The 12558-nt window shown below is 61.5% G+C and carries 11 protein-coding genes; 9 read left to right on the top strand and 2 right to left on the bottom strand.

Annotated elements, in window-relative coordinates:
* Positions 1 to 193: 193 nt before the first annotated feature.
* Entirely contained in the window at positions 194 to 1642 is a 1449-nt protein-coding gene (locus ELE36_RS05370) for a bifunctional 2-methylcitrate dehydratase/aconitate hydratase (protein WP_129832103.1), read from the bottom strand.
* Positions 1643 to 1920: 278 nt separating this feature from the next.
* On the opposite strand from ELE36_RS05370, the gene ELE36_RS05365 reads away from it, so the two are divergent.
* From ELE36_RS05365 to ELE36_RS05340, 6 genes are read left to right on the top strand one after another with little or no spacing between them, the layout of a single operon-like run.
* Positions 1921 to 2871: a 4-hydroxyproline epimerase gene (locus ELE36_RS05365; protein WP_129832102.1), complete on the top strand. Its 951-nt coding sequence runs from the start codon at positions 1921 to 1923 to the stop codon at positions 2869 to 2871.
* Positions 2868 to 4010 carry an NAD(P)/FAD-dependent oxidoreductase gene (locus ELE36_RS05360; protein ID WP_242512371.1) on the top strand — a complete coding sequence of 381 codons (1143 nt, stop codon included), beginning with the start codon at positions 2868 to 2870 and terminating at the stop codon, positions 4008 to 4010. The genes ELE36_RS05365 and ELE36_RS05360 overlap by 4 nt, the downstream gene beginning before the upstream one ends.
* Positions 3997 to 4254 (top strand): (2Fe-2S)-binding protein, encoded by a 258-nt coding sequence (locus ELE36_RS05355; RefSeq protein ID WP_129832101.1) that lies wholly within the window; start codon positions 3997 to 3999, stop codon positions 4252 to 4254. The genes ELE36_RS05360 and ELE36_RS05355 overlap by 14 nt, the downstream gene beginning before the upstream one ends.
* Entirely contained in the window at positions 4244 to 5527 is a 1284-nt protein-coding gene (locus tag ELE36_RS05350) for an NAD(P)/FAD-dependent oxidoreductase (protein WP_129832100.1), read from the top strand. The genes ELE36_RS05355 and ELE36_RS05350 overlap by 11 nt, the downstream gene beginning before the upstream one ends.
* Entirely contained in the window at positions 5524 to 6438 is a 915-nt protein-coding gene (locus ELE36_RS05345) for a dihydrodipicolinate synthase family protein (RefSeq protein WP_129832099.1), read from the top strand. Before ELE36_RS05350 ends, ELE36_RS05345 begins: the two co-directional genes overlap by 4 nt.
* 3 nt (positions 6439 to 6441) lie before the next feature.
* Positions 6442 to 8025: an aldehyde dehydrogenase (NADP(+)) gene (locus tag ELE36_RS05340; protein WP_129832098.1), complete on the top strand. Its 1584-nt coding sequence runs from the start codon at positions 6442 to 6444 to the stop codon at positions 8023 to 8025.
* A 77-nt stretch (positions 8026 to 8102) separates the two neighbouring features.
* On the opposite strand, the gene ELE36_RS05335 is transcribed toward ELE36_RS05340, so the two are convergent.
* Positions 8103 to 9068 (bottom strand): LysR family transcriptional regulator, encoded by a 966-nt coding sequence (locus tag ELE36_RS05335; protein ID WP_129832097.1) that lies wholly within the window; start codon positions 9066 to 9068, stop codon positions 8103 to 8105.
* A 109-nt stretch (positions 9069 to 9177) separates the two neighbouring features.
* Between ELE36_RS05335 and ELE36_RS05330 the strand changes: the two genes are divergently transcribed.
* The 3 genes from ELE36_RS05330 to ELE36_RS05320 all read left to right on the top strand — a co-directional run bounded on the left by ELE36_RS05330 (position 9178) and on the right by ELE36_RS05320 (position 12481).
* A complete protein-coding gene (locus ELE36_RS05330; protein WP_129832096.1) occupies positions 9178 to 9972 on the top strand; it encodes an SDR family NAD(P)-dependent oxidoreductase in 795 nt (264 codons plus the stop codon).
* A 64-nt stretch (positions 9973 to 10036) separates the two neighbouring features.
* On the top strand, positions 10037 to 11053 hold the full coding sequence (locus tag ELE36_RS05325; RefSeq protein WP_129832095.1) for a zinc-binding alcohol dehydrogenase family protein: 1017 nt from the start codon (positions 10037 to 10039) through the stop codon (positions 11051 to 11053).
* A 129-nt stretch (positions 11054 to 11182) separates the two neighbouring features.
* Positions 11183 to 12481 carry a PP2C family protein-serine/threonine phosphatase gene (locus ELE36_RS05320; RefSeq protein WP_165371488.1) on the top strand — a complete coding sequence of 433 codons (1299 nt, stop codon included), beginning with the start codon at positions 11183 to 11185 and terminating at the stop codon, positions 12479 to 12481.
* Positions 12482 to 12558 lie beyond the last annotated feature (77 nt).

The raw sequence follows: 12558 nt of genomic DNA, 5'->3' as shown, positions 1-12558 counted from the left end.
TTTTTCGGGCGCTTGCGGCCAAGCGCTTACAGGGCAAAACAGTATAACTCAGCGTATTCGACACCGGCTTATAGTTAACAAATAGTTATATTGTTAATGTGAAATCGTTGTGCAGTGTAACAAAAACATTTCTTTAACACTAGGCTTGTGACGACCGCACGCGGCAACGTTTAGCTAGCAGTCAGACAAACCGTTATAGAGCAAACAAGTCCAGCAAGTGATTGATTGGCAACGCATCAAACTCTTCAGCATGTTTGCTGGCCGCTAGTATCTGCTCTACGCGACGTTTCGGCAAATGTTCAGCCAGCGCTGCGGCAAATTTGTCGAGCAAAACGGGAATTCCCTCAGCCCGACGCTTGCGATGGCCGATCGGAAAATCCACCGCAACCCGATCGGTTTTCGATCCGTCAGCAAAAAACACCTGTACCGCGTTGCCGATATAACGCTTGTCGGGATCGAAATAGTCCGTCGTGAACTTCGGATTTTCCTTGACCTCCATTTTGCTACGCAGGCCATCCAGACGCGCATCGCTCGCCACGCCATCTTCATAGTCGGACGCCGTCAGGCGACCGTGCAGCAACGGCACTCCCACCATGTACTGAATGCAATGATCGCGGTCCGCAGGATTGGCCAGTGGGCCGGTCTTGTCGATGATGCGCACGCCGGCTTCCTGCGTTTCGATCACGATCTTTTCGATTTGGTCGATCTTGCTGACAATCTGCGGATGCAAGGTCATCGCGCACTCAACCGCCGTCTGCGCGTGGAACTCGGCCGGGAAGCTGATCTTGAACAACACGTTCTCCATCACGTAGCTGCCGAACGGACGCTCGAATTCAAAAGCCTTGCCCTTGAACGCGACATCGTAGAAACCCCAGGTTTTTGCCGTCAACGCGGACGGATATCCGATCACGCCCTTCACCGCGTTCAACGCATGCGTCACCGCACGACGACACGCATCGCCTGCGGCCCAACTCTTGCGCGGGCCGGCATTCGGCGCATGCCGATAGGTGCGCAGCGCGCCGTTGTCGATCCAGCTGTGCGATACCGCGGTGACGATTTCATCTTTGCCGCCGCCGAGCATCGCTGTGGTCACAGCGGCAGACGCCAGCCGCACCAGAATCACATGATCCAGACCGACGCGATTGAAGCTGTTCTTGAGCGCGTAGCAACCCTGGATTTCGTGCGCCTTGATCGCCGCGGTCAGCACATCGCGCACGGTCAGCGGCTTGCCGCCTTCGCGCACGTTTTTGCGCGACACATAATCGGCCACGGCGAGAATCGCGCCGAGGTTATCCGACGGATGACCCCACTCCGCGGCGAGCCATGTGTCGTTGAAATCCAGCCAGCGGATCTGCGCGCCGATATTGAATGCGGCCTGCACCGGATCGAGCTCGTGACTCGTCCCAGGCACTTTCACGCCGCCCGGCAGAGTTGCGCCCGGCACGATCGGACCGAGATGTTTTACGCATTCGGGAAACTTCATCGCCAGCATCGCGCACGCCAGCGAATCCAGCAGCATGTAGCGCGCGGTGTCGTAGGCTTCGGTCGAATCGATTTTGTAATCGACCACGTAATTGGCAATGTCGACCATGGCCTGGTCGGGATCGGGACGCTGGGCAGAACGGATATCGTGACTCGACATGGAATTCCTTCGCACAAAATTTCATGGCACACCGCGACGGCGCGCCGGACAAGGGCGCGTATTGTCGCGTATCGGCTCGCCCACGCCAAGATAGAGGGTTGGCAAGTTGAAATACGATGCTGCTTGCGCGGAGTGCGGTGCCGGATAGCGCAACCCCAGCCGCGGACCTGCAAATAGGCTTTTGTCGAATTCCATTACCAAAGGGATGTGCCCGGACAAGACAGTGGCGATAACGTTGCGTAAGCTGACCCGCCAGCATTCATTAGTCTATTTCCGCCATGCCAACACACGCGCAAAAACTTCAGATTGTCGACTCGCACACCGGCGGTGAACCCACGCGCGTGGTGGTGTCGGGCGGTCCGAATCTGGGCAATGGCAGCATCGCGCAACGCCGCGATCGCATGCGCAGCGAATTCGACCGCTACCGCTCGGCCATCGTCAACGAACCGCGCGGTTCGGACGTCATGGTTGGGGCGTTATTGTGCGAACCGGTCGATCCGGATTGCGCCGCTGCGGTCATCTATTTCAACAACGTCGGTTATCTCGGCATGTGCGGCCATGGCACGATCGGTTTGCTGGTCACGCTGGCGCATCTCGGTCGCATCGGCATCGGCGAACATCGCATCGAAACGCCGGTCGGCATCATCCAGGCGCGACTCGAATCGCCGAATGCGGTGAGTCTGCGCAACGTGGCCTCGTATCGGCATGCAAAGTCGGTATCAGTCAACGTAGAAAATCTCGGCACGATCAGCGGCGATGTCGCCTGGGGCGGCAACTGGTTTTTTCTGGTCGAGAATCATGGTTTGCGGATCGCGCCGGACAACCTGCCCGCATTGACGGCAGCCACGCAATATATCCGCCGTGCGCTGCGCAGCGCCAACATCACCGGCGCCGACGGCGCTGAAATCGACCACATCGAACTGTTCGCAAAATCACCGACGCCCGGCATCGACGCACGCAATTTTGTGTTGTGTCCGGGCGATGCCTACGACCGTTCGCCGTGCGGCACCGGCACGAGCGCGAAACTCGCGTGCCAGTTCGCCGACGGAAAAATCCGCCCGGGCCAGATCTGGCGTCAGGAAAGCGTGATCGGCAGCGTCTTCGATGCAAGCATCGAATTGTTCGAGGATCGAATTTATCCGCGTATCGCCGGCCAAGCGCACATCTGCGCGGAAGGCACTTTGCTCATCGACAACAACGATCCATTCGCCTGGGGAATTCGCATTTGAATCCCGCGCTTACGCGCTGCGATGTCGCGATCGTCGGTGCTGGAATCATCGGCTCGGCCTGCGCCGAGGCGTGCGCCGCTGGCGGACTGAATACGGTTTTGATCGATTCCGATTTCCCCGGCGGCGGCATCACCGCGTGCGGCATGGGTCACATCGTGGTGATGGACGATTCCGCCGCGCAATGGGCGCTTACGGCGCGCTCGCGCGAGCTTTGGATGAGACGCGCAGCGAGCCTGCCCGACGATATCGAATACGACGCCTGCGGAACGTTGTGGATCGCCGCCAATCGCGCCGAAATGGATGCCGTCGAAGAAAAAGTCGCGATGTATCGGCAGCACGATGTGCATGCACAAATTTTGAATTCCGCCGAGCTGGCGCGCGCCGAGCCGGATCTGATCTCGCGCCTGTCCGGCGCCTTGCTGGTGCGCGACGACGCAGTGATTTATCCGCCCGCCGCCGCGCAGCATTTTGCTGCCAACGCCGCAACGCTCGGCGCGGTCATGCGCTTCGGCCAGCGGGTACAAGTGATCGAGCCGGGGCGGATATATTTCGTCGATGGCACGATGCTCGATGCCGAACGCATCGTGGTCGCCGCTGGTTTGGCGAGCAATGATCTATTGCCGAACCTGCCGCTGCGCGCGCGCAAGGGTCATCTGGTCATCAGCGATCGCTACCCTGGCCGCGTGCGCCATCAATTGGTCGAACTCGGTTATCTGCACAGCGCCCACGCGAGCGACGCCGATTCGGTTGCGTTCAACGTGCAGCCGCGCCGCAACGGACAAATTCTGATCGGTTCGTCGCGCCAGTTCGATGCGACCGACACCGCGATTGATGCGCCCTTGCTCGCGCACATGCTCGAACGCGCGGTCGGTTTCCTGCCGTTTCTGCGCGATGTGCAGGTGCTGCGCAGTTGGACCGGTTTGCGCCCCGCCACGCGCGATGGGTTGCCGCTGATCGGACCGAGCGCACAACATGCATCGATCTGGCTCGCGACCGGCCACGAAGGCCTCGGCATCACCACCGCCACCGCGACCGCAGAATTGATCGCAGCACAATTGCTCGGTCGCACCTGCGCGATTCCACCGGCACCGTATTGGCCGACACGTTTTGCATCGGAGACGACACATGCGGTCGCCTGAATACATCGAAATTTTTATCGATGGGCGGGCGTATCTTTTGATTCGCAACAGCACAGTTGCTGCGGCTTTGCTCAACGCAGGCATAACTCATTGGCGCCGCTCGGTGAGCGGCCAACCACGCGCCGCTTTGTGCGGCATGGGCGTGTGTTTCGAGTGTCGAGTCAACATTGATGGACACGCGCATCAGCGCGCGTGCCAGGTCTTGTGCACGCCCGGAATGCGAGTGATTACTCATGTCGAGTGAGCCGACATTCAGCACCGAAATCCTCGTGATCGGCGCCGGCCCGGCTGGAATTGCCGCGGCCGTGAGCGCCGCCGAATGCGGACGTCGCGTGCTGCTGATCGATGATAATCCCCGTCCCGGCGGACAGATCTGGCGCGGCGCCAATAGCGATCAAGGTTCGGCTACGGCACGGCGCTGGTTGCAGCGTCTCGAACGCAGTGCCGCGCGCCGGGTAAACGGCTGCCGCGCGGTGTTTCTTCCCGAGCCGAATCTGTTGATTGCCGATCTGCGCGGACAGCGCTGCGCGATCCGCTTCGAGCAGGTGATTCTGGCGTCCGGCGCACGCGAACTTTACCTGCCGTTTCCGGGTTGGACTTTGCCCGGCGTGACCGGCGCCGGCGGCCTACAGGCCTTGATCAAAGCCGGGCTGGAGGTCAGCGGCAAACACATCGTCATCGCCGGCAGCGGGCCGCTGCTGCTCGCCGTCGCCGCAACCGCACGCCAGGCCGGCGCACGTGTTTTGTGTATCGCCGAACAGGCCAGCGCACAGGCGCGCCGAGACTTTGCCTTCGGCCTGTGGCGACATCCCGGCAAACTCGCCCAAGCCGCGCGCCTGCGTTGGCAAAGTGTCGGCGCTCCCTACTACAGCGACGCGTGGATCACCCATGCCGAAGGCGAGAATCAACTGACGGCGGTCTGGCTGAAACACGGTACGCAACAGCGGCGTATCGAGTGCGATCTGCTCGCGTGCGGTTTCGGCTTGGTGCCGAATCTCGATCTTGCGCAGATGTTCGGCTGCGTGATCACACACGGCGCGATCGGCGTCGATGCATCACAGCGCTGTTCGCAATCGAATGTTTACGCCGCAGGCGAAAGTACCGGCATCGGTGGTGTGGACAAGGCACTGCTCGAAGGCCGCATCGCCGGTCTCGCCGCCGCCGGATTTGCAGACAAGGCAGCCGAGTTATTCGCTGCACGCGCGCGTACCTACGCGTTCGCGAAATCCCTCGCCAAAACTTTCGCACTGCGCGATGAACTGCGTTACCTCGCCACGCCCGAAACTTTTTTCTGCCGTTGCGAAGACGTGCCGCTAGCCGCCGTACGCGACATGCCAAGCATGCGCCAAGCCAAGCTGAGCAGCCGTTGGGGCATGGGTGCGTGCCAAGGCCGCATCTGCGGCAGCGCGGGCGAGTTCCTGTTCGGCTGGTCCGACACTCTATCCACGCGTCCGCCATTTACCGCCACCGCACTTTCCAACCTGATTCCATCCCCGCTCGAGGTCAACCAACAATGAGTGTCAACTTTCTGGGCGTGATGCCCGCGATCACCACAAAATTCAATGCCGATCTGTCGATCGATCACGACTTCGTGCGCGAGCATGTGCAATGGCTGGTGCAACACGGCGGGACCGCGATTATTCCGTGCGGCTCGCTCGGCGAAGGTGCCACGTTGTCGTTCGATGAAAAAATCGCGCTGATCAAAACCTGTGTCGCCGCGGTCGATGTGCCGGTGATTCCAGGCATCGCCGCCACCAGCACAGCCGATGCGGTGCAGCTCGCCCAAGCCGCACACGCCGCCGGGGCGCGCGGCCTGATGGTGCTGCCGCCGTATCTGTATGTGAGCGACTGGCGGGAGATGAAAGCACACATGAGCGCTGTCATTTCGGCCACGCCGCTGCCGTGCATCCTGTACAACAATCCGGTGGCTTACAAAACCGATTTCCTGCCCGAGCAGATCGCCGAACTCGCGACCGAACATGTCAATCTCGCCGCGGTAAAAGAGTCGAGTACCGATGTGCGACGCATCAGCTGGATTCGCGCCTTGCTCGGTGATCGCCTCGCCATCGGCGTCGGTGTCGATGACGTCTTGGTCGAAGGCGTGGCCGCCGGCGCGCAGTTCTGGATCGCAGGATTGGTCAATGCATTCCCGGCCGAATCGGTGCGTTTGTACGACCTCGCCCGCGCCGGACGCCATGACGAAGCGTTCGCGCTGTATCGCTGGTTCCTGCCGCTGCTGCGCATGGATACCGTGCCGAAATTCGTGCAGCTGATCAAACTCGTGCAGGCCAAGGTCGGTATGGGCAGCGAGATCGTACGCGCCCCGCGCCTGCTCTTGAGCGGTGCCGAGCGCGCCACTGCCGAAGCAGAAATCGCGACCGCGCTCGCCACCCTGCCGACGCTGCAAAACCTCGCTGGAACGGAGTAGATCGTGACTGAATCGAGCGGCCTTTCGATCATCGGTGCCGGACGTGGCAAGCCTGGCGGCAAGTGTTTTCGTGCGTTCGATCCGACCGCGAATGCGGCGTATGGCGTGGAGTTCCATTCGGCATCGAGTAGCGATATCGAACACGCCACGACACTGGCCGCCGCGGCCGCGCCAGCATTCGCGCGTAGCGCTGGCGCGCAGCGTGTGATCCTGCTGGAATCGATCGCAAACCACATCGAGACAGCGCTGCCGTCACTCATCGAAATCATACCGCGCGAAACCGGCTTGCCCGAGGCGCGCGTACGCAACGAAACCGCGCGCACCTGTCTGCAACTTCGCCTGTTCGCGAGTGTATTGCGCGATGGCGACTGGCTGGATGCGCGCATCGATCACGGTGATGCGGCGCGCAGCCCGCCGAAGCCCGATCTGCGTTCGATGCACCGTGCACTCGGTCCGGTCGCAGTGTTCGGTGCGAGCAATTTTCCGCTGGCGTTTTCGGTCGCGGGCGGCGATACCGCCTCGGCACTTGCCGCGGGTTGCCCGGTGATCGTCAAGGCGCACCCGGCGCATCCCGGCACCTCGGAGATTATCGGTTTGGCCATCCAGACGGCTATTCGCGAGTGCGGTCTGGATGCCGGAATTTTTTCATTGCTGTTCGATGCTGAGCACAGCGTCGGTACGGCGCTGGTCAAACATCCCGTCATCCAGGCGGTGGGTTTCACCGGCTCGCAACGCGGCGGGCGCGCGTTGCTCGCGCTGGCCGCACAACGCAAGCAACCGATTCCGGTGTATGCGGAAATGGGCTCGGTCAATCCGGTTTTCATTCTGCCCGGCGCGCTCGCGGCACGCGCCGAAACCATCACCGATGGCTTGCATGCTTCGGTGATGCTGGCATGCGGCCAGTTCTGCACTTCGCCCGGTTTGCTATTCGCAGCGGATGGCGCTGGCTACGATGATATGCGAGCACGATTAAAATCGCTGTTCGCCGAGAGCAATACCGCGACCATGCTGACGCCGGGCATTGCGGAGGCCTATCGCCACGGCATAAAAGCCCTCGCGCAACATCCGGGCGTAGATGTGCTCGCGCAGCGTGATTCCAGCGGCAGCCAAGGTGGTCCGGCCTTGCTCGAAACCGATGCCGCGACCTTGCTCGCACACCCCGAACTCGCCGAGGAAGTTTTCGGTCCGAGCACCGTGCTGGTTCGCGCGGAATCCGTCGCGCAATTGACCAAACTCGCCGAGCATCTGGATGGCCAACTCACGGCGACCGTGCATGCCGAAGTCGATGAACTCGGCAACTATGCGACCTTGCTCGACGTGCTGCAGAGCCGCGCCGGGCGCGTGCTGTTCGGCGGCTTTCCGACCGGCGTCGAAGTCAATCACGCCATGATCCACGGCGGCCCGTGGCCGGCGAGTTCGGACAGCCGCTCGACCTCGGTCGGTAGCGCCGCGATCCTGCGCTGGGTACGACCTGTGGCGTTGCAGAATTTTCCCGATGCGCTTCTGCCGCCGGAATTGCAGGAGAAAAATCCGCTACGTTTGCGTCGACTCGTCGACGGCAAATTCAGCGATGTTTCGATCAGCTGATTCGGGCGCGGCGATGATCGTCTTTCGATGCCAGCGCGAGGCATTGAGATTGAGCGCCATGGCTGTTCCAGCCAGCTCTATCTGGAAGGCTTGACCGATACTTTTGGCAGCGTCAGCGCGCGCAAATAGCGGCCAAGCCCGCGATCCCAGAACGGCGGATCGCCGAACTGCGCAGCGAGATAATCGACGAACGCGCGCACCTTGAGCGGCACCAGCCGCCGCTGCGGCATGAGGGCGTGGATCGCCACATCACGCACGGGGAAATTCGCGAGTACGACGCGCAGCCGACCCAAACGCAAATCCTCGGCGATATCCCACGTCGATTTCAGGCCGATGCCGACGCCCGCCACCGCAGCGTCACGCAATACTTCGCCGAGGTTGCTCTCGAAATTGCCGCTGATGCGCTGCATGATTTCGCCGTGCGCATCGCGCAGCGGCCAGCTATCCTGGCGCCCCGCAGTGGTGCTGAGGATCAGGCAATTGTGCGCCGCCAGATCCGCAGGTTTGCGCGGAATGCCGTGCCGCTTGAGATAGTCCGGGCTCGCGCACAATACACGTCGGCTCGGCGCGAGACGCCGCGCGACTAGGCTCGAATCGGCCAGGTCGCCGATGCGGATCGCAAGGTCGAAACCGCTCTCGACCAGATCGACGTACTGATCACTCAGATGCACGTTGAGCTGCAATGACGGGTGGCGCGCGAGGAACTGCGGCAGCAGCGGCGAGATGTGCCGCCGCCCGAACGATGCCGGCAAACTCACGCGCAGCAGGCCACGCACTTCATCGCCATCACGGCGCACCGACTCGGACAACGACTCGAACTCCTGCAGCAGTTCGCGGCCGCGCTCGGCCAGGCGCTGGCCTTCCGCAGTGGCGTGCAGGCTGCGTGTGGTGCGATGAAGCAGGCGCACACCGAGATCGCGCTCGAGCCGTTGCATGCGCAAACTCGCGACCGCCGCTGATACATCGATACTGCGCGCTGCCGCGCTGATCGAGCCGAGTTCGAGAATACGCAGGAATAACGCGAGATCGCTCAATCTGTCCATACGCCGGAATCATTATCAATAATTGTTTGAAAGTGTTTCATCGATCATGCGATTTATCAAGAAACGCATCGCGCCTATGATGCGCCGATCACTCCACAGGAAACCTGCCATGAACTTCACTCTCGACGGACAACGCGCACTAGTCAGCGGCTCCACCGTCGGCATCGGTTATGCGATTGCCGAAGAACTCGCGCGCCACGGTGCGCACGTCACGCTGAACGGTCGCAGCCAGGCCCGCGTCGATGCGGCGCTTTCGCAATTGCGTGCTGCCGTACCCGATGCGAAGGTCGATGGCATCGCCGCCGATCTCGGCACGGAATCCGGCGCGAAAATCGTGTTCGAAAAGCTGCCCGAACTCGATATCCTGATCAACAACCTCGGCATTTTTGAAGTCGCGGAATTCGCGCAGATCAGCGATGACGACTGGCGGCGTTTTTTCGAAATCAACGTGCTCAGCGGCGCGCGTCTGGCGCGGCACTATCTGCCCGGCATGCTCACGCGCAATAGCGGACGCGTGGTTTTCATTTCCAGCGAATCGGCGCTGCAGATTCCGGCCGAGATGATTCATTACGGCATGACCAAGTCGGCGCAGATTTCGATCGCCAGCGGTCTGGCGCAGCTCACCAAGGGCACGCGCGTCACGGTCAATTCGGTATTGCCGGGGCCGACCCGCTCCGAAGGCGTCGGCACGTTCGTCAAGGATTTCGCCGAGAAGCAAGGCGTGAGTACCGCCGAGTTTGAGCAGCAGTTTTTCAAGACGGCGCGCCCGACGTCGTTGCTGCAACGATTTATCGAACCCGAGGAAATTGCGAGCGTGGTGGTATTTGTCGCGAGCCCACTGGCTTCCGCGATGAACGGCGCAGCCGTGCGCGCCGAGGGCGGATTGCTGCTGTCGGCGTTCTGATTCCGTGCGGCACGCGAGTGATTGCGGTGTCGCATTTATCCGATTCCACATTTTGGAGATTTCGATGAAAGCTGTTGCCCTCACGCGTTATCTGCCGATCAGCGATGCCCATTCGCTGTTCGATACCGAGATCGAAAAACCTGTCGCCACCGCACGCGATCTGCTTGTGCGTATGCTTGCCGTGTCGGTCAATCCGGTCGACACCAAAGTGCGTTCGCCGAAAGACAAAGTCGAATCCGCACCGCGCGTGCTCGGCTGGGATGCGGCCGGCATCGTCGAGGCGGTGGGTGATCAGGTGACCGCGTTCAAGCCCGGCGACGAGGTCTATTACGCCGGCTCGATCGAGCGCCCAGGCTGCAACAGCGAGTATCAACTGGTCGACGAACGCATCGTCGCGCGCAAGCCGGCCAGCCTCGATTTTGCGCAGGCGGCGGCGCTTCCGCTCACCGCGATTACGGCATGGGAGCTGATGTTCGAGCGCATGCGCATCGGCAACGATGGCAGCGAGCATGGCCGCAATCTGCTGGTCATCGGCGGCGCTGGCGGCGTGGGTTCGATGGCGATCCAGTTCGGCAAGCTCGCCGGCGTGACCGTGATTGCAACAGCATCGCGCGCCGATACGATTGCGTGGTGTCGCGAGCTCGGTGCCGATCATGTGATTGATCATCGCCAAGCGCTGCAGCCACAACTCGACGCGCTCGGTATCACCGCGATTCCGTACATCGTGAACTTTGCCGACAGCGCGGCGTACTGGACACAGATGGGCGAACTGATCGCGCCGCAAGGACGCATCGGCCTCATCGTGGAGCCGAGCGCACCGCTGCCGATCGGTGATCCGTTCAAGCTGAAAAGTGTCAGCATCCATTGGGAAATGATGTTCACACGCGCGAAATTCCAAACCGACGACATGATCGAGCAGCGGCATTTGCTGGCCCGCATCGCGGCGCTGATCGACGCCGGAAAATTGCGCGGCACGATGCGGCAGAATCTCGGCAGCATCACAGCCGAAAATCTGCGCAAGGCACACGCGCTGCTCGAATCGGGTCAGAGCATCGGAAAAATCGTCCTGGCTGGTTGGTGATATTCGCCATCGACACGGCGTTGTCGCGCCGTGTCGATGACAGCCACGCGTTCGCTGCGATACGCGCGGCAACGCTTGGCGTGATGCCGGCGACAGGCGACAATGCGCGGCCTTCCTGTTGCCGTCGCCATGTCCGCCGAACTTCCGCTGCTGAGCCGTTTATTGCGCCTGAGTGCCTTCAGCGGGATTCCCGCCGCCGCACTGCGCAGCCTTTACACCTACTTCGGCGAACAGTTGCCGGCATGCACGCTCGCGGTATTGCTGGTGCGCGGAGTGGCGCCCGGACAATGCCGACTAGTCGGCGTGATCGGCGCGGACGGCACCGAATATCTGGCGGTGGACGACGCGCAGGACTCGCAACAAAAACTGCCGTTGTTCGAGGATGCGCTGAGTACGCGTTTGCTGCGCGATATCGCACCGCGCCTCATCACGCTCAATGCCGACGAACAAACGCTGCCGCTGGCGCAGGCCTTGTTCGCGCCGCGTGCGTTATTGGCGCTGCCGATCATCGATTCCGGCCATGTGCATCACTGGCTGGTGCTCGGCAGCGTCGAGGCGAATCGATTCGATCAGCTCGATCTGGATCGCATGCTGATCGAGGCCAATCTTGCAGTGAGTTATATCGTGCGTCCACTGGCCTTGCGCGAACTCAGCGACGAGGCCGCGCACAGCCGACACCAGATCGAAGGCCTGGCCGATGTGCAAAAGTTGCTTTTGCCGCAAAATATACAAATTCGCGGCCTCGACTACGCCGTGCACTGGCAGCCGGCAGATACCGCGGCCGGTGATTATTACGATTTGGTCACATTGAACGAACGCGTCGAAGGTGTGACGAACGATACCGATGGCGACGTTTGGGCGGCGATCATCGCCGATGTTTCCGGCCACGGTGCAGCGTCGGCGATGGAGGCGGTACAGTTCGATGCGATCCTGCGCACGTATCAGGGCGATGGCGGTGCCGGGCCGGCCGGCGCGATCACTTACGCCAATCGCTATTTTTTCTCGCGACGCCAGCGCCAGCATTTCCTCACCACGCTTGGTACGTTGTATCGGCCCGATGAACGCAAGCTGTATTACGTCAGCGCGGGTCATCCGCCGTTGCTGCATCGGCGCGGCGGCACGGTGACTTTGCATGGTCAGGGCGAGGAGATTCCGCTCGGCATCCTGCGCGATCATGTCTGGCAAAACAGCGAGCTCGCACTGCAGCGCGACGATGTCGTGGTGTTGTATACCGACGGCATCGTCGAGGCGCGCAATGCCGATAGCGAACCGTTCGGGATGCCGCGTTTGCAGGCGCTCGTGGCGCGGAGCGAGGTCAGCGATGCCGCTCAACTGCAGCAGCTTCTGTGCGATGCGTTATTCGCGCATCAGGGCGGCAGCGTGGGCGTCGATGACCAGACGTTGATCGTGCTGCGCATCACGCATTAGCGGGGCGACGCCGGCCGCTGGCTGCGCAGATTGGACTTGCCACCGCGTGCAGTTCCGGGCATCTTCGTACAATCGTT

Source organism: Pseudolysobacter antarcticus, assembly GCF_004168365.1.
Classification (GTDB): domain Bacteria; phylum Pseudomonadota; class Gammaproteobacteria; order Xanthomonadales; family Rhodanobacteraceae; genus Pseudolysobacter; species Pseudolysobacter antarcticus.
This window is presented reverse-complemented; position numbering and strand designations above follow the sequence as displayed.